Origin of the sequence: Billgrantia tianxiuensis (assembly GCF_009834345.1) — a bacterium.
Lineage (GTDB): Bacteria > Pseudomonadota > Gammaproteobacteria > Pseudomonadales > Halomonadaceae > Halomonas > Halomonas tianxiuensis.
The window spans coordinates 1,862,836-1,887,049 of the sequence record NZ_CP035042.1; the positions used below are offsets into that span (position 1 = coordinate 1,862,836).

Below are 24,214 nucleotides of genomic sequence, written 5' to 3' on the forward strand. Positions count from 1 at the left end.
AGAGGTTCCTGGGGGTTCGGGCGAGCGGGTATTGTAACTCGCTGAGATAGCGTCTTTGACAGGGGCAGGGGGAGTGCCTATCATTGCGCGCCTATGTTGACCTCACGACTTCCCATAAGGGTCGAGCCTTATCGGCTCGCCGCACGTGCCGAAAGCCTCTCCGGCCTGATGGCGCTCGACCGGTTCGAGCGCCTCGCCGCGCAGGTCGGGGCACAGTCGGGCGACTGCCAGGTGTGGCTCGATTTCGGTATCGATGCTCAGGGCCGCCGCGAAATTCGCGGCCGTCTCGAGGCCGAGCTGCAGCTGCCTTGCCGGCGCTGCCTCGAGCCTATGGCGCAGCATGTCGAGAGCGAATTCCTGCTGGGCATGGTCTCGAGCGATGCACTGGCAGCAGAGCTGCCGAGCACCCACGAGCCGGTGCTGGTGGAAAACGAACAGCTGAACCTGCTGGAGGTGGTCGAGGATGAGTTGATTCTCAGCCTGCCCCAGGTGGTTTACCACGACGAGGCGCATTGCCGTGTCTCGCGCGACCAGCTGAGCAGCGGCGAGGAGGCCGAATCGAGCGAGCCGACTCCCGCAAGTCCTTTCGAGGTGCTGCGTCACCTCAAGGGCAAATCCTGATTGTTTATCGTCTCACTTCGGAGTGACACCCATGGCAGTTCAACAGAATCGTAAGACCCGTTCCAAGCGCGGCATGCGTCGTAGCCACGACGCCCTGAGCGCGCCGACCCTGTCCCAGGACAAGGAAACCGGTACCACTCACCTGCGTCATCACGTTTCTCCTGACGGTTTCTACCGTGGTCGCAAGGTGGTCGACGCCTGAGTCGACCCGCTGTCGATGACCGTCGGCACTTGAGCGTGCGGATTGCCATCGATGCGATGGGTGGAGATGTCGGTCCTGCCGCTGCCATCCATGGCGCGGCAGCTGCGGTGCAGGCCTGTCCGGGGTTGGAGGTCGATCTGTTCGGCCCCGGTGATCGACTGACGACCGAGCTCGAGAACCTGCCGCGGCATCTCGCCGCGGCGGGTTCGCATCTGTCCATCCATCATGCGCCGGGTCTGATTCGGCAGAATCAGCGCCCGTCCGACGCGCTCAGGCGTGGCGGCGACACCAGCATGGCGCTGATGCTTTCCCATGTGGCCGAACGCCATGCCGTGGCCGGTGTCAGTGCGGGCAATACCGGCGCGCTGATGGCCCTGGCTCGGCGCGCTCTTGTACCGTGGCGGATATTCCGCGTCCGGCGATCTGCACTGCCATCCCTACCCGCAACGATGGCCGCTGCTACCTGCTGGATCTGGGGGCCAACGTCGATGTCTCCGCGAGGCGGCTAGTGGATTTCGCTCGCATGGGGGAGGTCATGGCACGCCACGTGGACGGCCTTGCGGCTCCCAGGGTGGCATTGCTCAACGTGGGCAGCGAAGGTACCAAGGGCAGCGAGGCGGTGCGTCAGGCGGACTCGCTACTGAGTATGGCGGGCTCGCTGAACTATATCGGCTTCATCGAGGGAGACGGCATCTTCGCCGGCTCCGCCGATGTGGTGGTGTGTGATGGTTTCGTTGGCAACGCGGTGCTCAAGGCCAGCGAGGGATTGGCTCGCATGCTGATTGAGCGGGTTCAGGCGACCTTCGAGTCGCACTGGAGCAGCCGCCTGGTCGGCATGCTGGCGAGGCCGGCGCTGCGTCGGTTGAAGAGCGAGCTCGATCCGGTGCGCTACAATGGCGCCAGCCTGCTGGGACTCGACGGCATCGTGATCAAGAGCCACGGCAGTGCCGATGCCACTGGCTTTTCCTATGCTGTGCTGCGGGCCGTGCAGGAGGTCAGGCGCGGCTTGCCGGAGCGGCTCGCCATGGAGCTGGGCGTCCGGCGTGACAGCACTCAACAAGAGTAATGGTGAACGACATGACTCAACCCCTTGCCCTCGTATTCCCCGGGCAAGGCTCCCAGCAGGTGGGCATGCTGCGGGAGCTGGCGGAACGCTACAGCGTCGTGCGGACGACCTTCGAGGAAGCCGCCGACGCCTTGGGCTACGACCTGTGGAAGGTGGTCCAGGAGGGGCCTGACGAGGCTCTCAATGCCACCGCCTGTACCCAGCCGGCGCTGCTGACGGCCAGCGTGGCCATCTGGCGGGTATGGCAAGAGCTGGAAGGCCCGCGTCCCGGGGCCATGGCGGGGCATAGCCTGGGCGAGTACAGCGCCATGGTGTGTGCCGGTGTCATGGGCTTTGCCGATGGTGTGCGCTTGGTGCGCCTGCGCGGCGAGGCGATGCAGGAGGCGGTGCCGGTCGGTCGTGGCGCCATGGCAGCCATTCTGGGGCTCGACGATGCCATCGTTGAAACGGCCTGTGCCGAGGCGGCGCAGAATGAGGTCGTGGCGGCGGTGAACTACAATGCCCCTGGCCAGGTAGTGATCGCCGGCGACAAGGCCGCCGTGGAGCGGGCCATTGTCCTGTGTCAGGAGGCGGGGGCCAAGCGCGCCATGCCGTTGCCGGTTTCGGTGCCCTCGCACTGCGCGCTGATGCGACCGGCCGCCGAGCGGCTCAAAACGGCCATGGCTGATCTCGACATGCGCCCGCCGCGCTACACCGTGTATCAAAATGTCGATGCCCAGGCGCATGCCGACGTCGAGACGCTGCGTACGCGCCTGGTCGAGCAGCTTTACCAGCCGGTGCGCTGGACCTCCTGTGTCGAGGCGATGGAGGCGGCGGGTGCGTCGGTTTTCATCGAGTGTGGGCCGGGCAAGGTGCTCACCGGTCTCGGCAAGCGCATCGCCAAGGGGAGCAAGGGATTGGCGGTCAACGACCCCGACAGTCTCGAGGCGGCGCTTGCGTTGGCGCACGAGGCCGGCCAGTAGCCGAGCGGGGCGCGGCCAGAATAACCAACAAGCAGGGGCTCGAGCCCCAGAACCAAACAGCAATCGGAGCGGGAACAGGCTATGTCCAGCGAACGCAGAATTGCCCTGGTGACCGGTGCCAGCCGTGGCATCGGCCGGGCCATTGCCCACGAACTCGGCCGCCAGGGGCGCGTGGTGATCGGAACGGCCACCACTGAGTCGGGCGCGGCCAAGATCGACGAAGACCTGCGTGCCAACGGCATCGAGGGGGCCGGCAAGGCGCTTGACGTGACCGACCTGGCCAGTGTGGAGGCGCTGGTCAAGGCCGTTACCGAAGAGTTCGGTGCCCCCACCATCCTGATCAACAATGCCGGCATCACGCGTGACAACCTACTGATGCGCATGAAGGAAGACGAGTGGGATTCGGTGCTCGACACCAACCTCAAGTCGGTGTACCGCGTCACCAAGGCGTGTCTGCGCGGCATGACCAAGGCTCGCTTCGGGCGGATCGTCAACATCAGCTCGGTGGTGGCGACCATGGGCAATCTCGGCCAGACCAACTATGCTGCCGCCAAGGCGGGCATGGAAGGCTTCACCCGTGCCCTGGCGCGGGAGGTGGCTTCTCGGGCGATCACCGTCAACGCGGTGGCGCCGGGCTTCATCGCCACCGACATGACGCACGCATTACCCGAGGAGCAGCATAAGGCATTGCTGACCCAGATTCCGCTGGCGCGCCTTGGCGAGCCTGAGGAGATTGCCGCTGCCGTCGGTTTCCTGACCAGCGAGAGTGCCGGTTATATCACCGGTGAGACTCTGCAGGTCAACGGTGGCATGAACATGCGTTGAAGCTCCCGCGGGTCGGCGGTTGCGCCGACGGGGGGCGTCTATAAACTACCCCGCAGCTTGAGTTTGCGGACCAAACGGCTGGTCATCTGAACGGCTAACTTGAACGACTGGAGTACGTATAATGAGCACCATCGAAGAGCGCGTGAAGAAGGTTGTGGCCGAGCGCCTGAACGTCAAGGAAGAAGACATCCAGAACAGCTCCTCCTTCACCGAGGACCTTGGCGCTGATTCCCTGGATACCGTCGAGCTGGTCATGGCGCTCGAAGAGGAATTCGATACTGAAATTCCCGATGAAGAAGCCGAGAAGATCACCACCGTTCAGGAAGCCATCGATTACGTCAATGCCCATCAGTAAGGGCGCGGTCGTCACCGCTTGCTGAGGTGAAGGGCATCGCATGATGCCGGGAAAGCCGTCCTGAGACACAGGACGGCTTTTTGCTTTGTGTCGGGACCATGGCTGCCCAAGCGAGGAGCATGTCCGGTATAATGCGCGCAATGACGGCCTGGGAGATGGGCCGTGTCATCAAGGTTGTCTGGAGGATTACTGATGGCTCGTAGAGTTGTGGTGACCGGGCTGGGACTGGTCACGCCGGTGGGCAACACCGTCAAGGAGAGCTGGGAGAACATCCTGGCCGGCAAGAGCGGCATCGCCCCCATCGAACATTTCGATGCCACCGGCTTCAACACTCGCTTCGGAGGTTCGGTCAAGAACTTCGACATCAGCCCGTACCTGAACCCCAAGGATGCGCGCAAGATGGACCTGTTCATCCAGTATGGGGTGGCGGCGGGCGCCCAGGCCATCAGGGACGCAGGGCTCGATTGCACCGAGGAGAACGCCGAGCGCATCGGCGTGGCCATCGGCTCCGGCATCGGCGGGTTGCCGATGATCGAACAGAACCACAACGCCCTTAACAAGGGCGGCGCGCGTCGTATCTCGCCCTTCTTCGTCCCCGGTTCGATCATCAACATGATCTCCGGCAACCTGGCCATCCAGCATGGCTTCCGGGGCCCCAACATCGCCATCACCACGGCCTGTACCACTGGCACCCACAATATCGGTTACAGCGCCCGCACCATCGCCTATGGCGATGCCGACGTGATGATCTGCGGGGGGGCCGAGATGGCCACGACACCGCTGGGGTTGGGTGGATTCTCCGCCGCCCGGGCACTGTCGACCCGTAACGACGACCCGCAGGCCGCCAGTCGCCCCTGGGACCGCGACCGTGACGGCTTCGTGCTTTCGGACGGCGCCGGCGTCCTGGTGCTCGAGGAGTACGAACACGCCAAGGCACGTGGGGCGCGCATCTACGCCGAGCTGACCGGCTTCGGCATGAGCGATGACGCCTACCACATGACCGCACCGCCCGAAGACGGCAGCGGAGCGGCACTGTCGATGCGCAATGCGATTCGCGATGCCAAGCTCGATCCTGCGGCGGTGCATTATATCAACGCGCACGGCACCTCTACCCCGGCAGGCGACCTGGCCGAGAGCCGGGCCGTCAAGAAGGTGATGGGCGAGAGCGCGCACAGCGTGGCCGTGAGCTCGACCAAGTCGATGATCGGCCATCTGCTGGGTGCTGCCGGTGCCGTCGAGGCGGTGTTCTGCATTCTGGCCATCCGCGACCAGGTGGCACCACCGACGATCAACCTGGACAATCCCCAGGAAGGCTGCGACCTGGACTATGTGCCGCATACCGCGCGTGAAATGAAAATCGACGTGGCGCTGTCCAATTCGTTCGGCTTCGGTGGCACCAACGGCACACTGGTCTTCTCCCGGCTGCGCTGAGCCGGGGCGTCGCGAGCGTGTGACATGACGCGGCCGCAAGTAGAGCCCTGGGTGCCGGCCGACGATCGCGGCCTGGCCTATGGCGACGGATTGTTCGAGACCATACTGGTCCGCGATGGTGAGCCTCTGTTGTGGCCGCAGCACATGGCTCGGCTGGGTAGGGGTTGCCAGAGGCTGGGCATCCCCATGCCCGCCGCCGCCGAGCTCGACGGCTTGCCCGCCCAGGCGGGGCCAGGACTCAAGGTGCTCAAGCTGATCCTCACCCGGGGCAGCGGCGGGCGCGGCTACTTTGCCCCGCCAATCGCCAAGCCACGGCTGCTGTGGCAGGCGTTCGATTTCGCGCCCCAGCCGCAGCACTGGGAATCGGGTGTGCGGGTGCGCCATTGCCGGTTGCAGCTGAGCATTCAGCCATTGCTTGCCGGGCTCAAGCACCTCAATCGGCTCGAGAACGTGCTGGCGCGCAGTGAGTGGGATGATCCGGATGTGGCTGAGGGAGTGCTTTGCGACACTCAGGGACACCTGGTCGAGGCCACCTGCATGAACCTGTTCTGGCAGCGCCGGGGATGCTTGGAGACGCCTCGTCTGGACGGCAGCGGCGTGGCCGGGACGTTGCGTGCTGTCCTGATGGAGCGCCTGGAGATCAATGAAGTCACCATGGGGCCGGAGGTGCTGGCCGAAGCCGAGGCCGTGTGGCTCGGCAACTCGGTTCAGGGTCTCTGGCCCGTGGTGCGTCTGGATGACGCCGATGGCTCCCGGCAGCTGAACTGGACCCTTGGCCCCGTGCACCGGACCTTGCAGGGCAAGGCTCACGAGCTGCTGGGCTATCCGGCTACTTTCGCGCGCTGAAGCGCATAGAAGATGCATAGCAGAGAAGCGGGTTACGAGGAAGCGCATGCTGCGATTGGTGAAGTTTCTTGTCGTGTTGGTGGTCGTGGCAGCCGTGTCGGTCTTCGCCGCTTATCGCTACTGGGAGAGCCGGCTCGAGGCGCCCATTGCGGTGGAGGAGGAGACTCTCTACGAGGTGCCGCGCGGGGCGGGCTACAACCGAGTGGTGACGGACCTGACGGCACGTGGCGTGATCGAGGACGAGTGGGCGTTTCGTTTGCTGACGCGGCTCGAGCCCGAAGCGATCCCGCAGCTGCGGGCCGGTGAATACATGCTCGAGCCGGGCATGAGCGGTCGCGAGTTGATCGAGCTGCTCGGCAGCGATCGAGTGGTCACCTACCCGCTGACCATTCCCGAGGGTTGGACCTTCCGCCAGATGCGAACCCGGCTCGACGCCGCCCCCAAGCTCGAGAACCTGACCCAGGGGCTCAGCGACGAGGAAGTGATGGCGCTGCTGGAGCGTGAGGGACGCCACCCCGAGGGGTGGTTCTTTCCCGATACCTATCGCTACCACAAGGGCATGAGCGATCTCGACATCCTGCGCCAGGCCTTGGCGCGCATGGAGCAGGTTCTCGACGAGGTATGGGAAGGGCGCAGCGACGATCTGGCCATCGAAACGCCCTATGAAGCACTAATCATGGCTTCGCTGATCGAGCGCGAGACCGGCGCCCCGAGGAGCGTCGCGAGATTGCCGGTGTGTTCAAGCGTCGCATGGAGCGCGGCATGCGCCTGCAGACCGACCCCACCGTCATCTATGGCATGGGGGAGCGCTACGCGGGTCGTATCACGCGTGCGGACCTGCAGGAAGCCACGCCCTACAATACCTATGTCATTGCCGGCATGCCGCCGACGCCGATCGCCATGCCCGGGCGCGCCTCGCTCGAAGCGGCGGTGGACCCGCTGCCCGGCGACACTCTCTATTTCGTCTCACGCGGCGACGGCACGCACCACTTCTCGCGCACGCTGCGCGAACACAACAATGCCGTGAACCGCTACATCCGCAACCGCTGAGAGCACATCCTCTGAGCGTTTTGCCGGACGCGACCGGACCTACAGGAGCCCCGATGCAACAGCGTGGACGCTTTATCACCCTGGAAGGCGGGGAGGGAGTCGGCAAGTCGACCAATCTGGAGTGGGTGGCGCAGTGGCTGACGGCGCATGGCGTCGAGGTGGTACGCACTCGGGAGCCAGGCGGCACGCCGCGGGCCGAAGCCATTCGCGAACTGCTGCTCTCGGCTGAGTTCGAAGAGCCTCTCGATGTGGATGCCGAACTCCTGCTGATGTTCGCCGCTCGCGCCCAGCATTTGGCACAGCGCATTCGTCCGGCGCTGGAGCGGGGCGCCTGGGTGCTGTGCGATCGTTTCACCGACGCCACTTTCGCTTACCAGGGCGGGGGGCGCGGTATCGAACCCGAGCGCATTGCCCAGTTGGAGCACTTCGTGCAGCGAGGACTCGAGCCTGACCTGACGCTGCTGCTCGACATGCCGGTCGAGGCCGCACAGCAGCGCTTGCAGGGGCGCCTGACGGCCAGCGGTCATGCGCGCGATCGCTTCGAGCAGGAACATCGGGCCTTCTTCGAGGCCGTGCGACAGGCGTATCTGGCGCGCGCCGAGGCTGCGCCCCGGCGAGTGGCGGTGATCGACGCCGATGCTCCGCTCGCCACGGTGCAGGCGCGCCTGGCGGAGTGCCTGGAGAGCCGGGTGGGTGCATGGCTATGAGTGCAAGCGCACTGCCGACGCCGCTGCCATGGCAGCAGCCCCTGTGGCAGCACTTCCTGGAGCTGTATCGCAGTGGACGGTTGCCTCATGCGCTGTTGCTCTCGGGGCCGCATGGCGTGGGCAAGCAGCGCTTCGCCGAGGCGCTGCTCGGCTACCTGCTGTGTGCTTCACCGGGCGACGTGGCCTGCGGCCAGTGTCATGGCTGCCATATGTTGGCCTCCGGCTATCATCCCGACCTGCTGCGCGTTTCGCCGGAAGAGGGCAAGCGGCAGATTCGCATCGATCCAATTCGTGAGGTCAACGCCTTCGTTGCCCAGACCGCCCAACAGGGTGGGCACCGTGTGATCGTGCTGTCGCCGGCCGAGGCGATGAACGTCGCAGCTGCCAATGCGCTGCTCAAGAGTCTGGAAGAACCCGGCCAGCGCACTCTGTTCCTGCTACTGGCGGATGTGCCGTCGAGGATGCTGGCCACCATTCGCTCGCGTTGCCAGCACTGGAGCCTGCCGCTGCCGGAACCCGAGCAGAGCCAGGCGTGGCTGACGCAGCAACTGGGCAGCCGGGAGGAGGCCGAGTTCTGGTATCGGGTCTCGGGCAACCTGCCGCTGTTGGCGGCCGAGCTGGCCACGCCGGAGTCACGGGCGTTGCGCAAGCAGTTGCACGAGACCTTCGATGCCTTGGTGCGTGGTGCCGAGCCGGTGGCGGAAGCGGCTCGTCTCGACCGTCAGTCCCTGGAGTCGATCCTGTGGTACGGTATTGCCTGGCTCGAGGATCTGATTCGCCTGGGCTTGTCGGGTGAGTCGGCGCAGTTGCGCAATCCTGACCTGCTTCCGCTATATCGACAGGCGGTCAAGAACGCCCGGGTGCAGGATTGGTTCCGGTTGCTGGATTTCGCTCGCGAACAGCGCCGCTTGCTGGCCTCGGGCGGCAATCCCAATCCTCAACTGGTTCTCGAGGCCTGGCTGGTACGCTGGTCGACCCTGCTGCGTTCCTGAGGCAGGGCTGGGAGGAGAAGGGATGGCATCGCAGAAGGCATTGTCGTTGACGATCCATGACGAGCAGACGCTGCTCTCCGCCTTCATGCCGCTGCTGGAGCGGGGTGGTATCTTCGTGCCCACGCGCGAGCGCTACGAGCTGGGGCAGGAGGTCTACCTGTTGCTGACCCTGCCCGGCGAGAACGAACGAGTGCCGGTCACCGGTCAGGTCGTCTGGGTTTCCCCCGATGGTGTGACGGGGCAGCGGGTGCCGGGCATCGGGATCCACTTCAGCACCGAGGACCTGGGCGTGCGTGACCGTATCGAAACCCTCCTAGCAGGCCAACTGGACAAGGACATCCCGACCCATACCTTCTGAGTCGGAACGTAGCGCCATTCAACGCCATTCACCGAACGAGCTTCAATCTGCATGTTTGTCGATTCGCACTGTCATCTCGACCGTCTCGCTTCCACCACTCACGGGGGAAGTCTTGCCGCCACCCTGGAAGCGGCCAGGGCGCGTGACGTCCGCCAGTTCCTTGCCATCGCGGTAACCCTCGACGACGTACCGGTCCTGGCCCGGATCGGGCGTGAACACGATGACGTGGCGATCACCGCCGGCGTGCACCCGCTGCATCTTCTCGAGCGCGAACCGAGATCGAGACCATCAAGGAGACGGCCGAGCGCTTCGGAGCCGTGGCCATCGGCGAATGTGGCCTGGACTATCATTACCTCGACAAGACACCCGATCGCGTGCCATCGCGGGAGGTCCAGCGCGAACGCTTCCGGCGCCAGCTGATTGCCGCCACCGAGCTGGAGTTGCCGGTGATCGTGCACACCCGTGATGCGCGCGAGGATACGCTGGCGCTGATTCGCGAGCATAGCGACCCTGCCATCGGTGGGGTGTTGCACTGTTTCACCGAGGATCTCGAGATGGCGCGGGAGGCGGTGCGCCACGGCTTCTACATCTCGCTGTCGGGGATCGTCACCTTCCGCAACGCCGAGTCGCTGCGCGAGGTGGCGCGCCGGGTGCCGCTCGACCGGCTGCTGATCGAGACCGACAGCCCCTACCTGGCGCCGGTGCCGTATCGCGGCAAGCCCAACGAACCGGCCTGGGTGGTGGAGGTTGCCGAGTGCATCGCTGAAGCGCGGGGTATCAGCGTCGATGAGGTCGCCATGCAGACCACGGCCAACTTCTACCGCCTGTTCCGCGGTGCAGCGCCCGAGCCCAGCGCCGAGACGCGCGACATCCTGGCCCGAGCCGGCCTGGTGTAGCAGAAAAAGGGAGTTTCATGTCGAAGGAGGGCGTATGAACCTGGATCCGCTGCTCAATCACGTCGAGTCCGATGGCGCCATTCCTCCGCTGGATCGCTGGCAGCCGGGGCAGGTAGGCGAAATGGACCTGGAGATTGCCGCCGACGGCCGCTGGTTCCACGAAGGCAGCGAAATGACGCGACCTCGCCTGGTCCGGCTGCTCTCGACACTGCTACGGCGTGAGGAGGACGGCCGCTACTATCTGGTCACGCCGGTCGAGAAACAGCGTATTCACGTGGTCGATCGTCCTTTCGTGGTGGTCGACGCCGAATACGAGGAGGCCGCCGGCTGCTGGTGGCTGACTACCCATGCCGGCGATCGCCTGCGCTTGGACGAGGTGCACCGGCTTAGCGTCAGTGCCACTCCCGATGGCGCCTTGGTGCCTGAGGTCCCGGTGCGCTTCGGCCTTGCCGCCCGGCTGGGGCGCAACGTCTTTTACCGTCTGGTGGAGCATGCCGAGCAGCAGCGTGGGGAAGATGGCGTGATCGAACTCGGGCTGACCAGCGCCGGCTGTTGGCAACCCTTGGGCGAACTGCCCGCCGAGGCCTCGTGAGGCTGACGGAAGAGCAGCGAGCCGTCGTCGAGCATGGAGCCGGCCATGCGCGTGTAGCCGCCGTGGCGGGGGCCGGCAAGACTACCACGCTGGTTGCCCGCGTACTGTACCTGCTCGAGCGCGGCGTACCGGCGAGCCGGATCCTGGTGTTGATGTTCAACCGCTCGGCACGCGAGGATTTCCAGCGACGGCTCGTCGAGATGGCCCCTGCCGGGCAGCGCCTGCCGGACGTGCGTACCTTTCATTCCCTGGGACATCGCCTGACGGCGACGCTGACCCGCTGGGGCGTGTTGGCGCCGCGCCGCCTGATTGCCGCCGACTGGCAGGTCGAGAGGCTGCTGCGCCAAGCCACCCTCGAGGTACTGGAGGATGACGATCGGCGCGAGATGGCTCTCGAGGCCGATACCCTCGAAGCATTGGCGCACTTCTGCGGTCTGGTGAAGGCCGAGATGGTACCGGCGGCCACGCTGCTGGAGCGGCTAGACGATGGCGAGGGCAGCGAGCACTTTGCCGAGGCCTACGAGCGCCTCGAGTCGCTGCTCGCCGAGCATGGCCTGATGACCTACTCGGACCTGCTCTATCGTCCGCTGCGTGCCCTGGAGGCAGATGCGGGGCTGGCCCGGCGGGTCCAGGGCTACCTCGACCAGGCCATCGTCGATGAATATCAGGACATCAACCAGGCCCAGCTGCGCTTGCTGGCGCTGCTCGCCGGCCGCGACGCCGACGTGATGGCGGTGGGGGACGCCAACCAGTGCATCTACGAGTGGCGTGGCGCGCATCCCGACACCATGCGCGAGCACTTCACCGCCACCTTCGGCCCGGCCGCCGATTACCCGCTTTCCACCACCTTCCGCCACGGTCATGCCCTGGCGCTGTTGGCCAACCATGCCATTGCCGCCAACCGGCGGCGTCCCGACCAGCTGTGCCTGGCGGCTCCCGGCAACCCACATACCGACCTCGCCGTCGAGCAGGGCGGCGCTGCGCTGCTGGCGTCCCTCGACCAATGGCAGCGTGGGGGGCGAAGGTTGGACGAAGCCTGCTTGCTGGTGCGTAGCTGGGCGCTATCGGTGCCGGTGCAACTGCAACTGCTGCAGGCCGGTATCCCGTTCCGTCTCTCGCGCGAGGATCGCTTCGTATTTCGCTTGCCACTGGTACAGGCCCTGGCCGGCTACCTGCGCCTGGCGCGCACGCCGGCTCTGCTGTTCGATCCGGCGCATCTGCTGCGCCTGTTCGAGCAGCCTACGCCGTTCGTTGCACGCGAGCGCCTGGTGGCCTTGGCGCAGCGCCTGGCGCAGACGCAACGTTACCCCGAGCGCGACGATCCGCTGCTGGCCGGCCTCAAGCCCATGCAGCGGCGCAATCTCAAGCGACGCTGGACGCTGCTGTGCGAACTGCCGCGTCTCGGCGCCTGGCCGCCAGCACGTCTGCTGACACATATCGTCGAGGCCCTGGATGCCGAAAAGGTGCTCAAGCGAGCGGCCGCGCGCCGCGAGAAGGGCGAAGAAGACGTGCGCCTGCTCGATGTGCTCGTCGAGCAGGCCGGTGAGACACAGGACATCGACACCTTCATCGAGCTGCTCGAGCGGCCCGTGGAGAATCATGCCGGTGGCTTGTTGATCACCACCGTGCACGGGGCCAAGGGGCTCGAGTGGCCGCTGGTGGTGGTGGCTGGCGTCAACGAGGAGGATTTTCCCCACTACAGTCGCGACAACCCGCTTTCCCCCGCGCGCCTGGAAGAGGAGAGGCGGCTGTTCTATGTCGCCGTGACCCGGGCCCGCGAACACCTGTTGCTGCTTCACGATCGCGGTGAGCATCGGCCCAGCCGCTTCCTGGCGGAAACGGCATGGGAGGATTGCCGGCGTATCGCGGCACGCCTCGCGGTGCCTGAGGAAGAGGTTCGCCTGGCGGTGGTTTCGCCTCAACTGGTCTCGCGCTATCTGGCTACCTTGGGCCATGATGGGATCAAAGTCACACAGCGTGAGCCTGAGGTCGGCGAGACGCGGGCAGCCTATGCCGCGCAGCCCTATCGACCGGGGCAGCGGCTGCGTCACGCGGTATTCGGCGAGGGTGAGGTGATCGTGGTCGAGGGCGATCCCGCCGACCCGGTGATCGAGGTCGATTTCACTCAGGCCGGCCGGCGTCGCTTGCTGGCTTGTCGAGCTCCCATCGAGCTGCTCGCTGGCGAGGCGAAGACCGAACGTGCCCAAGGAGAACGCGCATGAGACAGGTGCTAATTACCGCCAATGAACTGGCTGATTCGCTGCGCAGCCGACAGCCGCCGCTGGTTCTCGACTGTCGCGCACGTCTGGGCGATGGCGATGCCGGCCGGCGCCTGTGGGAGGCCGGGCACGTGCCAGGTAGCCTGCATCTCGATCTCGACCGTGACCTGGCGGCCGCACCCGGTGAGGGCGGTCGCCATCCGCTGCCGACTCCCGAAGCCTTTACCGCCACATTGCAGCGCCTTGGGGTGTCGCCCGATCTTCCCGTGGTGGTGCTGGATGACATGGGAGGACAGCTGGCCGCGGCGCGGGCCTGGTGGATGCTGGCCGTGTGGGCGGGGCATCCCGACGTCCGAGTGCTCGATGGTGGATTGCGCGCCTGGCAGGAGGCGGGCGGTGAACTGCTACTGGAGCGCACAGCGTCACCCGAGCCCAGCCGATGGCAGCCGACTTTCGATACCGATGCATGCATGGATGCCGATCGGGTCTTCTCCGGGCGGGAGCTCAAGGTCGATGCCCGCAGCGAGGAGCGCTTTCGCGGCGAAGCCGAGCCCATTGACCCGGTGGCCGGCCACATCCCCGGTGCAGTGTGTCGTCCCAGTGCCGCCAACCTGGACGAAGCGGGGCGCTTCAAGGGGGCCGAGACGCTCGAAGCCGAACTGCCCCGGGGCGATGCCATCGTGGCTTACTGTGGTTCCGGGGTGACCGCTTGCCACAACATCCTGGCCTATGCCATTGCCGGTCGGCCCCTGCCCCGGCTCTATCCCGGCTCGTGGAGCGAATGGGTACGCGATCCGTCAAGGCCGGTGGCGCGCTCGACGAATCGCTCTTGAACCCGACACTGCGCGACAGGTACCGTCAAAGGGATGGGACACGGAAACGTCATAAAAAGGGAACGGAGGGGCATCAGGACATGAACTTTGCGCTCATCGGGGCTGCCGGGTATATCGCACCACGACACATGCAGGCCATCAAGGACACTGGCCATACCCTGGTAGCCGCCTACGACATCAACGATTCGGTGGGCATCATCGACTCGATCTCGACTGACTGCGCCTTCTTCACTGAGTTCGAATACTTCATGGAGCACGCTTGGCGGCTCAGGCGGCAGAAGGAAGGGGCGATCGACTATTGGGTGGTCTGCTCTCCCAATCATCTGCATAGCGCCCATATCACTGCCGGTCTGCATCTTGGTTGCGATGTGATCTGCGAGAAGCCGCTGGTATCGACGCCAGAGCAGCTCGATGAGCTGCGCAGCGTCGAGAAGGAGACCGGTCGGCGTGTCTACAGCATCATGCAGCTGCGTCACCATCCGGCCATTCATGAACTGCGCGACAAGGTGCTGGCCGAGTGGCGCGAGGGCCAGTACGACGTCGAGCTGACCTACATCACCGCGCGTGGCCCCTGGTATCTGGCCAGTTGGAAGGGCGACCCCCGTAAATCCTTCGGCGTGATGGCGGAAATAGGCATTCACTTCTTCGACATGCTGCACGTGATCTTCGGTGAGTTGAAGGCTCAGGTGCTTCACTACCACGATGAGCACAAGGCCGCCGGTTACCTGGAATACGAAAAGGCGCGGGTGCGCTGGTTCCTCTCCATCGACGCCGAGGATTTGCCCGAGCGGGTACGGGGCCAGCACTCCACTTATCGAAGCATTACCTGCGATGGCGAGGAGTTCGAGTTCTCCAGCGGCTTCACCGACCTGCATACCGTCAGTTATCGCGAGATCCTCGCCGGCCGGGGCTTCGGTATCGAGACCGTGCGACACTGCCTCGATACCGTTTATCAACTGGGCCTGGCGACCCCGGAGGCGCCGCGCGAAGGCGAGGCGCATCCCCAGTTGACCAGGCTTGCACCGACGACGCGCCCGGTTGTCGTGGCCGGGCGTGGCTGAGTGGAGGGCGGGCGCATGAATTTCATCGACCTTGCCGCCCAGCAGACCCGGATCAAGCCCCAGCTGGATACCGCCATTCAGGCCGTACTGGAACACGGTCGCTATGTGATGGGGCCCGAGGTTGCCGAACTGGAGCAGCGCCTGGCCGATTATGTGGACGTGGCCCACTGCATCGGCTGCGCCAATGGCACCGATGCATTGCAGATCGCCCTGATGGCGCTGGAGATTGGCCCGGGGGACGAGGTGATCGTACCCGGTTTCACCTTCATCGCCAGCGCCGAAAGCGTAGTGCTTGCCGGGGCCAGGCCGGTCTACGTGGACATCGATCCACATACCTATCTGATCGATCCCGAGCGGGTCGAGGCCGCTATCACGCCACGCACCCGTGCCATCATGCCGGTCTCCATGTTCGGCCAGTGCGCCGACATGGAGGCGATCGAGACGCTGGCGCGCAAGCACGACCTGGCCGTGGTGGAGGATGCCGCCCAGAGCTTCGGTGCCACACGGCATGGGCGCCGCTCCTGTGGCCTGTCGCGCATTGCCTGCACCAGTTTCTTTCCCAGCAAGCCCCTCGGAGCCTATGGCGATGGCGGTGCGCTGTTCACCGATGACGACACCCTGGCCGAGGCGGTTCGCTTGGTGGCACGCCACGGCGAGTCGAGTCGCTATCACCATACCCGTATCGGTATGAACAGCCGATTGGATACCCTGCAGGCCGCTATCCTGCTGGCTAAGCTCGAGCTGTTCGACGAGGAGGTCGTACTCAGGCAGCAGGCGGCCGAGCGCTATGACGCTCTGCTGGCCGAATCCGGCATCGTCAACACGCCGCGCGTGGCGCCTGGCAATACCAGCGTCCATGCCCAGTACAGCATTCGTGTACCGCGGCGCGACGAGGTGCGGGCCAAGCTTGCCGACACCGGTATCCCCACGGCGGTGCACTATCCGCTACCGCTCAACCATCAGCCCGCCGTGGCCGACCCCGACTGCAAGCTGCCAGTCACCGAAACGGTCTGCCGGGAAATCCTCAGCTTGCCGATGCACCCTTACCTCGAGGCGGGGCAACAGCGGCAGGTGGTCGAGGCGCTGCGCCAGGCTTCGCCTGGAGTTTGAAGAGCGGCGCTGCGCGCCTGGAAGAGGGAAGGGAGGATGGTCTTCCCTCTTCCCTCTTCCCTCTTACATATTGGGATAGTTGGGTCCGCCGCCGCCCTCCGGCGCCACCCACCGGATGTTCTGTGCCGGGTCCTTGATGTCGCAGGTCTTGCAGTGCACGCAGTTCTGGAAGTTGATCTGGAAGCGCGGCTTGCCGTCGTCGTCCTCGACCACCTCGTAGACCCCGGCCGGGCAATAGCGCTGGGCCGGTTCGGCGTACTTGGGCAGGTTCTCGCGGATAGGGAGTTCCGGATCCACCAGTTTCAGATGACTCGGCTGGTCCTCCTCGTGGTTGGTGTTCGACAGGAACACCGAGGAGAGCTTGTCGAAGGAGAGCTTGCCGTCGGGCTTGGGGTAGTCGATCTTCTCGAACTCGCTGGCCGGTTTCAGGGCCGCGTGATCCGGGGTGGTATCGTGGACGTTGGGCAGCTTGCCGCCCAGCAACTGGTTGAGGAAGTTGTAGGCCCCGCCGCCCACGGTGCCGTATTTGTGGATCGCCGGGCCGAAGCTGGCGCTCTCCTTGAGTTCGGCATAGGCCCAGCTCTGCTCCCACTTGTGGGTGAAGGCAGTCAGCTCCTGCCCCCCCTCGTCACCGCCGGCGATGGCCTCGAATACCGCTTCGGCGGCCACCAGGCCGGATTTCATCGCCGTATGCAGGCCCTTGATCTTGGCGAAGTTCAGCGTGCCGGCATCGCAACCGATCAACAGACCGCCGGGGAAGGTCATCTTCGGCAGACAGTTGAGGCCGCCCTTGGTGATGGCCCGCGCACCGTAGGCGACCCGCTTGCCACCCTCCAGGTGCTTGGCCAATACCGGATGATGCTTCATGCGCTGGAACTCGTCGAACGGCGAGAGCCAGGGGTTCCGGTAGGAGAGGTCCATGATCAGGCCGACGACCACCTGATGGTTCTCGGCGTGATAGAGGAACCAGCCGCCGTGGGTGTCCTTGGCCAGCGGCCAGCCCGAGCCGTGCAGTACCAGCCCTGGCTCGTGCTGCTCGGTGGGGATGTCCCACAGCTCCTTGAGGCCGATACCGTAATGTTGGGGGTCGCGTCCCTCGTCGAGCTTGAAGCGAGAGATCAGGCTCTTGCCCAGGTGACCGCGGGCGCCCTCGGCGAACAGGGTGTACTTGGCGCGTAGCTCCATGCCCGGCATGTAGCTGTCCTTGGGCGTACCGTCGGCGGCCACGCCCATGTCGCCGATGAGAATGCCGCGCACGGTGCCGTCGTCATCGTGGATGACCTCCTGGGCGGCGAAGCCGGGGAACACCTCGACGCCGAGCCCCTCGGCTTGTTCGGCCAACCAACGGCACAGGTTGCCGGCGCTGATCACGTAGCGCTTCATGTCGCCGCCGGTGTTGTGCATGCTCTTCGGTACCAGGGCGTTGGGCAGCTTCTGGGCCTTCTGGGCATCCTTGAGCAGGTAGACCTCATCGCGGGTGGCCGGGGTGGTCAGCGGAGCGCCACGCTCTTCCCAGTCGGGGAACAGCTCGGCCAGCGCGCGGGCTCGAACACGGCGCCCGAGAGAATATGGGCGCCGACTTCGGAGCCTTTTTCCACCACGCACACCGTCAGCTCCTGACCGGCCTCGTTGGCCTGCTGCATCAGGCGGCAGGCTGCCGAAAGCCCGGAAGGGCCGGCACCGACGATCACTACGTCGAAGTCCATCGAATCGCGTTCTACTTGCTCAGACATCCACTCGCTCCTCCCTCGGTTTCGGCGTCGGAGCAACTGCCACCAACGTCGAAGGAAAATAAAACGGTCGTTTGCTTCTCGATATTCTCCATGATAGGCATAATAAACGACTCAGGACAGCCCTACGATGGCAATGTACGCCGACTCCACCCGCAGCGGCGGGGAAGGGATTGTTGCCACAGGCCTGGCTGTGGCACATTGGCAGGGTTTTTCGATACGGCGCCTATCAAACGCTTGCATGAAACGTATAAAGGAATAGCAAACGGTTCTAAGGGGTCGTTGACCTTCCGCCAAGGACGTCAGCGAGTCCAAAACCAAACGGTTCACCCACTGAACCAAGTGAGGACACCATGAAAGTACTCGTCGCGGTCAAACGCGTCATCGACTACAACGTCAAGATCCGGGTCAAGCCGGATCACTCCGACGTCGATCTCACCAACGTGAAGATGGCCATGAACCCCTTCTGCGAGATCGCCGTGGAAGAGGCGGTACGGCTGAAGGAGAAAGGCGTCGCCACCGAGGTGGTCGCCGTGACCATCGGCCCCAAGGCCGCCCAGGAACAGCTGCGTACCGCGCTGGCGCTGGGTGCCGACCGTGCCGTGCATGTCGAGACCGAAGAGCGCGTCGAGTCGCTGGCCGCGGCCAAGCTGCTGGCCAAGGTGGTGGAAGAGGAGCAGCCGGGGCTGGTGATCCTCGGCAAGCAGGCCATCGATACCGACAACAACCAGACCGGCCAGATGCTCGCCGCCCTGGCCGGCCTGCCCCAGGGTACCTTCGCCTCCGAGGTGAAGGTGGACGGTGGCAAGGTCCAGGTGACCCGTGAGGTGGACGGCGGCCTGCAGACCGTCGAGCTGACCCTGCCGGCGGTGATCACCACCGACCTTCGCCTCAACGAGCCGCGCTACGCCAAGCTGCCCGACATCATGAAGGCCAAGAAGAAGCCGCTCGACGTCAAGAGCCCGGCCGATTACGGCGTCGAGGTCGCCAGCAAGCTCACGCTGCTCAAGGTCGAATCGCCGGCCGAGCGCAAGGGCGGTATCAAGGTGGGCTCCGTCGACGAGCTCGTGGACAAACTCAAGAACGAAGCCAAAGTGCTTTGAGGGGAGCTGATTTCATGAGCATTCTGGTACTTGCCGAACATCACGACGGCCAGCTTGCCGGCGCCACCGCCCACGTGGTCGCTGCGGCCCAGGCTATTGGCGGCGACATCGATGTGCTGGTGGCCGGCGAGAACGTCGGCGCCGTGGCCGAGGCCGCTGCCAAGCTCGACGGTGTGAGCAAGGTGCGGGTGGCCGACAACGCCGCCTACGCCCACCAGCTGGCCGAGCCCCTGGGTGCGCTGCTGGCCGAGCTGGCCGGTGACTATTCCCATCTCCTCGCTGCTGCCTCCACCACCGGCAAGAACGTGCTGCCGCGCGTCGCCGCATTGAAGGACGTCAGCCAACTCTCCGAGATCGTTGAAGTGGTCGATGCCGACACCTTCAAGCGCCCGATCTACGCCGGCAACGCCATCGCCACGGTCAAGAGTGCCGACAGCCTCAAGGTGATCACCGTGCGCACCACGGCGTTCGATGCGGTGTCAGCCGGCGGTAGCGCCAGCGTCGAGAGCGTCGAGGTCGTGGCCGAGAACACCCAGTCCACCTTCATCAAGCAGGAACTGGCCCAGAGCGATCGCCCCGAGCTGGGCGGTGCGCGGGTGGTCATCTCCGGCGGGCGCGGCATGGGCAGCGGCGAGAACTTCAAGCTGCTCGAAGGTATCGCCGACAAGCTGGGGGCCGCCATTGGCGCCTCGCGGGCGGCGGTGGACGCCGGCTTCGTGCCCAACGACATGCAGGTGGGCCAGACCGGCAAGATCGTCGCGCCGGAGCTCTACATCGCCGTGGGCATCTCGGGAGCCATCCAGCACCTGGCCGGCATGAAGGACTCCAAGGTGATCGTGGCGATCAACAAGGACGAAGAGGCACCGATCTTCCAAGTGGCGGATTACGGCCTGGTCGGCGACCTGTTCGAGGTGCTGCCGGAGCTGGAAAGCAAGCTGTAAAGCGCACCCATGCGTGACGAAGCCGGCCCTATGGCCGGCTTCGTTCTTTTAGGCAGTTCATCAACCTTGGCTATATCAAGCCTGCGCAATCGCTATTAGCGTGAATCGCCACTCTTTGCCATGCTTGCTGGATGCAGTCATGGGGATTGTTTCCCCTTTATCCGTTGTTTTCATGGAGGAGCGAACATGCCGCATACATTGCCCGAGCTTCCTTATGCTTACGATGCGCTCGAGCCCCATATCGATGCAATGACCATGGAGATCCATCATTCGCGTCACCACAAGACCTATGTCGACAAGCTCAACGCCGCGCTGGAGGGTACCGGTCTGGAAGACGTTCCAGTGGATGAACTGATGGCCAGTATCGATCGCGTTCCGCAAGAGAAGCGGCAGGAGGTCATCAACAACGGCGGCGGTCACTCCAACCACGCCAAATTCTGGCAGATGATGGCTCCCAATGGTGGCGGCCAGCCCCAAGGCAGGGTGGCCCAGGCCATCGACAGCGAACTGGGCGGTTTCGATGCCTTCAAGGAAGCCTTTACCAAGGCCGCTCTGGGTCGCTTCGGCAGCGGCTGGGCCTGGCTCAGCGTCACTCCCGAGAAGAAGCTGGTAGTGGAAAACACTCTCAACCAGGATAGCCCGCATATGCATGGCAACACCCCGGTGCTGGGCCTGGACGTATGGGAGCACGCCTACTACCTGAAGTACCAGAACAAGCGCCCCGACTACGTTGCGGCCTTCTTCAACGTGGTCAACTGGGAGGATGTGGAGCGCCGCTATCAGCAAGCGGTTTCTTGACGTCATCGCGAGGCCTTTGCCCATTCATCGCCGCAGCCAACAGGCTGCGGCGATTTCGTTTGTCAGGCCGCTGCGTCGGCGCGGCGCATTTCGGCGTGGGCGATCCGCAGGGGAGGGGTGCGAGGAGGCTCAGTGGGCAACGGCGATGCGGTGCTCGCCGCTGGGGTGCGGCATGACACGCATGGGCAGACCGTAGATGGCTTCCAGTGTGGCTTCGGTCATCATCGTGTCGGGAGCCCCATGGGCCAGGATCCGGCCACCGTGGAGCGCGAGCAGTTCGTCGCAGTAGCGCGAGGCCATGTTGATATCGTGCAGCACGATGATCACGCCGAGCCGCAAGTCGTTGCACAGTTTGCGGATCAGGGCCAGCACCTCCACTTGGTGCGCGATGTCCAGTGCGGCCAAGGGTTCGTCGAGTAGTAGAAAGCGGCTCTGCTGGGCCAGTAGCATGGCAAGCCATACGCGCTGTCTTTCGCCGCCCGACAGGGTATCCACCAGGCGATCGGCGAAGGCTTCGGTGTGGCTGAGTTCGATGGCGCGTCGTATGGCGGCCTTGTCCTCGGCGGTATGGCGCCCCAGCAGGCCGTGCCAAGGATAGCGACCGAAGCCGATCAGCTCGCGACCGGTCAGGTTCTCGGCACTGGGAAGGTGCTGGGGCAGATAAGCGACCCGGCGGGCGAATTCGCGCTGGCCCCATGCACTCAGCGGACGGCCGTCGAGGCGGATCTCCCCCTGGCTCGCCGGTTGCTGTTGAGCGAGCAGTTTGATCAATGTCGATTTGCCCGACCCGTTATGCCCGATCAGGCCATAGACCTTGCCTTCCTCGAAGCGATATTCGACGGGCTCGAGCAGGCGCTTGCCGTTGACCTCGAAAGTCGTGTCTTTGACTTCGAACATGCGGGTTCCCTTGTGAGTTCCTACCAGCCCAGCCAACTGAGCAGTCGCTGGCGAGGTGAGGTGATGCGGCTGGCCGAGGCTTGGCCACGCTTTCCCGACAGCTGCAGCATGGCCTCCTGCAGAGGTGCCATGATCGCCTCGAGATGATGCTGGCAAAGCCGTCGATTGAGCGCGCCGGGACACTGGGCCATGAGCAGGCCGCAGTGGTAAATGGCGGTATCAAGCGATGCTTCGATGTGCTTGAAGGGCGACGCTTCCCAGCGGCAGCGCTGCAGTTCGCGACAAAGCAATTTGAGCGTATGCGCATCCAGCCAGCAGGGAGTCTCGTCGCCGGCAGGGGAGCGTGTCACCGCATTCCGTATTGCCTGAAAAGAGACATGCAGGAAGACACAGGTGTAGTAGAGCTGGGAGCGTTGCGATGGCATCAGGATCGCCCTCATCGCACTAATGAGATTGATTTGCATTTTGGATGTGAGAGTTGCTCCTGTCAAACTCACTCCGCAGGCAAATGAGAATAGGTTGTAACACGGTTCTATTGATAATCGTTTTCAGCTAGGATGCCGCTGCAACTCGCGAAGACGATCAGGAGCCAAGGCATGCCAGGGGGAATGCGGACATTCGAGCAGGTGAAGAGTGGGCTTTCGCCGTTCCTTACCTGCTTGTTGCTGAGCCTGCCCTTGGTATTGCTGCTCGGGTACGGGCTGCTGGAACAGGGTGGCATTGAACTGGGGTTGAAGGCATTGGTCGCCCCTACGCCACAGGAGTCTCGCGAGCTGCTGCTGCACTACGCTTGGTGGCCGCGACTCGCCGTATCGCTGTTGGCCGGTGCCGGCCTGGCCATGGCCGGTGTGCTGATGCAGCAGGTACTACGCAATCCGCTGGCATCGCCCACGACGCTGGGTGTGGCCGCTGGTGCCAACCTGGCGCTGATGGCAGCCACTCTGCTGGCGCCGGGACTGCTGGCGCTGGGGCGTGAATGGGTGGCCTTGGCTGGCGGTGGGCTGGCGATGGCCCTGGTGTTCCTGCTCGCTTGGCGCCGGGGGCTGGCGCCCGTGGTGGTGGTATTGGCAGGTCTGGTGGTCAACCTCTACCTGGGAGCGCTGGCGACGGCGTTGTTGCTGTTCAATCACGAGTTGCTGTCGGGACTGTTGATCTGGGGGGCTGGATCGCTGGCTCAGAATGGCTGGAACGGAGCAGCCACGCTGTGGCCGCAGCTCGCCATCGGTGCCGTGGCAGCCTTATGCCTGCTGCGCCCGTTGGCGGTGCTGGAGCTGGATGATGCCAGTGCCAAGAGCCTCGGCGTATCGCTCAAGGCGTTGCGCCTTGCCGGCTTGGGGCTGGCCGTCTTTCTGACCGGCAGCGTAGTGAGCGTGGTGGGCATCATCGGCTTCATCGGGCTGGCGGCTCCCAATATCGTGCGGCTGGCCGGAGCACGTCGCCTCGGCCAGCGTCTGCTGTGGGGAACGTTGCTGGGAGCAGTGCTGCTGGCTACGACCGATCTGCTGTTGCAGCACTTCACCGGGATGCTGCCGACGCTGGTACCCACAGGGGCCGTGACCGGGGCCTTGGGGCACCTCTATTGATGTGGCTGATCCCACGCTTGAAGCTGCAGGCCAACCGGGCGCCCCAGCCAGCCGCCGTGCTGGCGAATCGACATGCTGCGCCGGCGCGGCCGACGATAGTTCTGCTCATTGCACTCTTGCTGGCAGTAGGACTCGGTCTGCTGCTGGGGCAGGGCGCCGATGGTTGGTACTGGTTGGCACCCCACGACTGGAGTGTGATGCAGTGGCGCGTGCCCCGGGTCGTGGCGGCGGCAGCCAGTGGATTGATGCTGGCCATTGCGGGCACGTTGCTGCAGCGTCTTTCCGGCAACCCCATGGCAAGCCCCGAGGTGCTGGGAGTCAGCGGTGGCTGTGCCATCGCGCTGATGCTGGGGATCTTCCTCATGCCTGCCCCCAGTAGTGGAACGCTGGTCGTAGTGGGGACCTTGGGGGCACTCGCCTCGCTATTGGTCCTGGTGGCGCTCAATCGCCGCAGCGGCTTCGTGCCTGAGCGTCTATTGCTGTGCGGGGTGGCGATTGGTGCCCTGTTCGATGCGGTGCGCAGCGTATTGCTGGCCGGCGGCGATCCGCGCGGCCAGCAGATCATGGCCTGGCTGGCCGGTTCCACCTACTACGTCGACCTCACCAGTGCCCTGGCGATGGGCCTCGTGGCCGCGACACTGGCACTCTTGGTCCAGCCGCTTGCGCGCTGGCTGGACATCTTGCCGCTGGGAGCGCCGACCGCGCTTGCGCTGGGCATTTCATTGAGTCGCGCCCGCCTGGTGCTGCTGCTGCTAGTGGCCCTGCTGACGGCTTGCGCCACTTTGATGGTCGGGCCGCTCTCCTTCGTTGGGTTGCTGGCGCCCCACCTGGCCAGGCTGATCGGCCTGTCGCGGGCGCGCCACCATCTGCTGGGAGCGGCACTGGTGGGAATGTTGCTGATGGTGCTGGCCGATTGGGTAGGGCGCCAGGCCATTTTTCCCTATGAAATCCCTGCCGGCCTGGTCGCTTCCCTGATCGGCGGTGCCTACTTCATGTGGGGGCTTAGGCGTTTGTAATGAGGCCATCGTTGATGTCA

20 protein-coding genes and 5 pseudogenes are annotated in these 24,214 nt (G+C 64.7%); 22 read left to right on the forward strand and 3 right to left on the reverse strand.

Features of this window, described 5'->3' with window-relative positions:
- The first annotated feature begins 93 nt into the window (after window positions 1-93).
- The 18 genes and pseudogenes from EKK97_RS08655 to EKK97_RS08740 all read left to right on the forward strand — a co-directional run bounded on the left by EKK97_RS08655 (window position 94) and on the right by EKK97_RS08740 (window position 16,126).
- Window positions 94-621, forward strand: a complete 528-nt coding sequence (locus EKK97_RS08655) for a YceD family protein (RefSeq protein ID WP_159551149.1) — start codon at window positions 94-96, stop codon at window positions 619-621.
- Window positions 622-652: 31 nt separating this feature from the next.
- Window positions 653-823 carry a 50S ribosomal protein L32 gene (gene rpmF, locus EKK97_RS08660; protein WP_021820795.1) on the forward strand — a complete coding sequence of 57 codons (171 nt, stop codon included), beginning with the start codon at window positions 653-655 and terminating at the stop codon, window positions 821-823.
- A 35-nt stretch (window positions 824-858) separates the two neighbouring features.
- Window positions 859-1,889 (forward strand): annotated as a pseudogene (gene plsX / locus EKK97_RS08665) (phosphate acyltransferase PlsX).
- An 11-nt stretch (window positions 1,890-1,900) separates the two neighbouring features.
- Window positions 1,901-2,851 carry an ACP S-malonyltransferase gene (fabD, locus tag EKK97_RS08670; protein ID WP_159551151.1) on the forward strand — a complete coding sequence of 317 codons (951 nt, stop codon included), beginning with the start codon at window positions 1,901-1,903 and terminating at the stop codon, window positions 2,849-2,851.
- An 81-nt stretch (window positions 2,852-2,932) separates the two neighbouring features.
- Entirely contained in the window at window positions 2,933-3,676 is a 744-nt protein-coding gene (gene fabG / locus EKK97_RS08675; protein ID WP_159551153.1) for a 3-oxoacyl-ACP reductase FabG, read from the forward strand.
- Between the two features lie 121 nt (window positions 3,677-3,797).
- Window positions 3,798-4,031, forward strand: a complete 234-nt coding sequence (acpP, locus tag EKK97_RS08680) for an acyl carrier protein (RefSeq protein WP_008956801.1) — start codon at window positions 3,798-3,800, stop codon at window positions 4,029-4,031.
- Between the two features lie 189 nt (window positions 4,032-4,220).
- Window positions 4,221-5,462 (forward strand): beta-ketoacyl-ACP synthase II, encoded by a 1,242-nt coding sequence (gene fabF, locus EKK97_RS08685; RefSeq protein WP_422673563.1) that lies wholly within the window; start codon window positions 4,221-4,223, stop codon window positions 5,460-5,462.
- Window positions 5,463-5,486: 24 nt separating this feature from the next.
- The gene (pabC, locus tag EKK97_RS08690; protein WP_159551157.1) at window positions 5,487-6,308 is read left to right on the forward strand and encodes an aminodeoxychorismate lyase; all 822 of its coding nucleotides are present in this window, start codon (window positions 5,487-5,489) and stop codon (window positions 6,306-6,308) included.
- A gap of 46 nt (window positions 6,309-6,354) precedes the next feature.
- Window positions 6,355-7,358 (forward strand): annotated as a pseudogene (gene mltG, locus EKK97_RS08695) (endolytic transglycosylase MltG).
- 53 nt (window positions 7,359-7,411) lie between these two features.
- A complete protein-coding gene (gene tmk / locus EKK97_RS08700; RefSeq protein ID WP_159551159.1) occupies window positions 7,412-8,065 on the forward strand; it encodes a dTMP kinase in 654 nt (217 codons plus the stop codon).
- On the forward strand, window positions 8,056-9,057 hold the full coding sequence (locus tag EKK97_RS08705; RefSeq protein ID WP_159551161.1) for a DNA polymerase III subunit delta': 1,002 nt from the start codon (window positions 8,056-8,058) through the stop codon (window positions 9,055-9,057). Before tmk ends, EKK97_RS08705 begins: the two co-directional genes overlap by 10 nt.
- Before the next feature lie 22 nt (window positions 9,058-9,079).
- Entirely contained in the window at window positions 9,080-9,415 is a 336-nt protein-coding gene (locus EKK97_RS08710) for a PilZ domain-containing protein (RefSeq protein WP_159551163.1), read from the forward strand.
- Window positions 9,416-9,466: 51 nt separating this feature from the next.
- Window positions 9,467-10,311 (forward strand): annotated as a pseudogene (locus EKK97_RS08715) (TatD family hydrolase).
- Between the two features lie 34 nt (window positions 10,312-10,345).
- On the forward strand, window positions 10,346-10,903 hold the full coding sequence (locus EKK97_RS08720) for a DUF1285 domain-containing protein (RefSeq protein WP_159551165.1): 558 nt from the start codon (window positions 10,346-10,348) through the stop codon (window positions 10,901-10,903).
- Window positions 10,900-13,125, forward strand: coding sequence for an ATP-dependent helicase (locus EKK97_RS08725; RefSeq protein ID WP_159551167.1), 2,226 nt, complete (start codon window positions 10,900-10,902; stop codon window positions 13,123-13,125). Before EKK97_RS08720 ends, EKK97_RS08725 begins: the two co-directional genes overlap by 4 nt.
- Complete coding sequence (locus tag EKK97_RS08730) at window positions 13,122-13,955, forward strand: sulfurtransferase (protein ID WP_159551169.1); 834 nt, start codon at window positions 13,122-13,124, stop codon at window positions 13,953-13,955. Before EKK97_RS08725 ends, EKK97_RS08730 begins: the two co-directional genes overlap by 4 nt.
- 80 nt (window positions 13,956-14,035) lie before the next feature.
- Complete coding sequence (locus EKK97_RS08735; protein ID WP_159551171.1) at window positions 14,036-15,016, forward strand: Gfo/Idh/MocA family oxidoreductase; 981 nt, start codon at window positions 14,036-14,038, stop codon at window positions 15,014-15,016.
- A gap of 15 nt (window positions 15,017-15,031) precedes the next feature.
- A complete protein-coding gene (locus tag EKK97_RS08740) occupies window positions 15,032-16,126 on the forward strand; it encodes a DegT/DnrJ/EryC1/StrS family aminotransferase (protein WP_159551173.1) in 1,095 nt (364 codons plus the stop codon).
- Between the two features lie 63 nt (window positions 16,127-16,189).
- Here the strand turns inward: EKK97_RS08740 and EKK97_RS08745 are convergent.
- Window positions 16,190-17,859: pseudogene (locus EKK97_RS08745) on the reverse strand (electron transfer flavoprotein-ubiquinone oxidoreductase).
- Window positions 17,860-18,209: 350 nt separating this feature from the next.
- On the opposite strand from EKK97_RS08745, the gene EKK97_RS08750 reads away from it, so the two are divergent.
- The 3 genes from EKK97_RS08750 to EKK97_RS08760 all read left to right on the forward strand — a co-directional run bounded on the left by EKK97_RS08750 (window position 18,210) and on the right by EKK97_RS08760 (window position 20,698).
- Window positions 18,210-18,959, forward strand: coding sequence for an electron transfer flavoprotein subunit beta/FixA family protein (locus tag EKK97_RS08750; protein WP_159551175.1), 750 nt, complete (start codon window positions 18,210-18,212; stop codon window positions 18,957-18,959).
- Between the two features lie 14 nt (window positions 18,960-18,973).
- On the forward strand, window positions 18,974-19,900 hold the full coding sequence (locus EKK97_RS08755) for an electron transfer flavoprotein subunit alpha/FixB family protein (protein ID WP_159551177.1): 927 nt from the start codon (window positions 18,974-18,976) through the stop codon (window positions 19,898-19,900).
- Window positions 19,901-20,086: 186 nt separating this feature from the next.
- Window positions 20,087-20,698 carry a superoxide dismutase gene (locus EKK97_RS08760; protein ID WP_159551179.1) on the forward strand — a complete coding sequence of 204 codons (612 nt, stop codon included), beginning with the start codon at window positions 20,087-20,089 and terminating at the stop codon, window positions 20,696-20,698.
- Window positions 20,699-20,827: 129 nt separating this feature from the next.
- Here the strand turns inward: EKK97_RS08760 and EKK97_RS08765 are convergent, their stop codons facing one another.
- Together EKK97_RS08765 and EKK97_RS08770 are read right to left on the reverse strand one after the other, a co-directional pair.
- Window positions 20,828-21,595, reverse strand: a complete 768-nt coding sequence (locus tag EKK97_RS08765) for an ABC transporter ATP-binding protein (RefSeq protein ID WP_159551181.1) — start codon at window positions 21,593-21,595, stop codon at window positions 20,828-20,830.
- A 20-nt stretch (window positions 21,596-21,615) separates the two neighbouring features.
- Window positions 21,616-22,020, reverse strand: coding sequence for a hypothetical protein (locus EKK97_RS08770; RefSeq protein ID WP_159551183.1), 405 nt, complete (start codon window positions 22,018-22,020; stop codon window positions 21,616-21,618).
- A gap of 183 nt (window positions 22,021-22,203) precedes the next feature.
- Here EKK97_RS08770 and fhuB point away from each other — a divergent pair.
- Window positions 22,204-24,194, forward strand: a pseudogene (gene fhuB / locus EKK97_RS08775) (Fe(3+)-hydroxamate ABC transporter permease FhuB).
- Window positions 24,195-24,214: the final 20 nt, after the last annotated feature.

What these genes read in the sequence shown, in the direction of transcription:
- pabC (WP_159551157.1), top strand. Translation starts at nt 5,487, where the DNA reads ATGACGCGGCCGCAAGTAGAGCCCTGGGTGCCGGCCGACGATCGCGGC.
- EKK97_RS08760 (WP_159551179.1), top strand. Translation starts at nt 20,087, where the DNA reads ATGCCGCATACATTGCCCGAGCTTCCTTATGCTTACGATGCGCTCGAG.
- acpP (WP_008956801.1), top strand. Translation starts at nt 3,798, where the DNA reads ATGAGCACCATCGAAGAGCGCGTGAAGAAGGTTGTGGCCGAGCGCCTG.
- EKK97_RS08655 (WP_159551149.1), top strand. Translation starts at nt 94, where the DNA reads ATGTTGACCTCACGACTTCCCATAAGGGTCGAGCCTTATCGGCTCGCC.
- EKK97_RS08705 (WP_159551161.1), top strand. Translation starts at nt 8,056, where the DNA reads ATGGCTATGAGTGCAAGCGCACTGCCGACGCCGCTGCCATGGCAGCAG.
- EKK97_RS08765 (WP_159551181.1), bottom strand. Translation starts at nt 21,595, where the DNA reads ATGTTCGAAGTCAAAGACACGACTTTCGAGGTCAACGGCAAGCGCCTG.
- EKK97_RS08770 (WP_159551183.1), bottom strand. Translation starts at nt 22,020, where the DNA reads ATGCCATCGCAACGCTCCCAGCTCTACTACACCTGTGTCTTCCTGCAT.
- EKK97_RS08720 (WP_159551165.1), top strand. Translation starts at nt 10,346, where the DNA reads ATGAACCTGGATCCGCTGCTCAATCACGTCGAGTCCGATGGCGCCATT.
- fabG (WP_159551153.1), top strand. Translation starts at nt 2,933, where the DNA reads ATGTCCAGCGAACGCAGAATTGCCCTGGTGACCGGTGCCAGCCGTGGC.
- EKK97_RS08730 (WP_159551169.1), top strand. Translation starts at nt 13,122, where the DNA reads ATGAGACAGGTGCTAATTACCGCCAATGAACTGGCTGATTCGCTGCGC.
- EKK97_RS08710 (WP_159551163.1), top strand. Translation starts at nt 9,080, where the DNA reads ATGGCATCGCAGAAGGCATTGTCGTTGACGATCCATGACGAGCAGACG.
- EKK97_RS08740 (WP_159551173.1), top strand. Translation starts at nt 15,032, where the DNA reads ATGAATTTCATCGACCTTGCCGCCCAGCAGACCCGGATCAAGCCCCAG.
- EKK97_RS08735 (WP_159551171.1), top strand. Translation starts at nt 14,036, where the DNA reads ATGAACTTTGCGCTCATCGGGGCTGCCGGGTATATCGCACCACGACAC.
- EKK97_RS08755 (WP_159551177.1), top strand. Translation starts at nt 18,974, where the DNA reads ATGAGCATTCTGGTACTTGCCGAACATCACGACGGCCAGCTTGCCGGC.
- rpmF (WP_021820795.1), top strand. Translation starts at nt 653, where the DNA reads ATGGCAGTTCAACAGAATCGTAAGACCCGTTCCAAGCGCGGCATGCGT.
- fabD (WP_159551151.1), top strand. Translation starts at nt 1,901, where the DNA reads ATGACTCAACCCCTTGCCCTCGTATTCCCCGGGCAAGGCTCCCAGCAG.
- EKK97_RS08750 (WP_159551175.1), top strand. Translation starts at nt 18,210, where the DNA reads ATGAAAGTACTCGTCGCGGTCAAACGCGTCATCGACTACAACGTCAAG.
- tmk (WP_159551159.1), top strand. Translation starts at nt 7,412, where the DNA reads ATGCAACAGCGTGGACGCTTTATCACCCTGGAAGGCGGGGAGGGAGTC.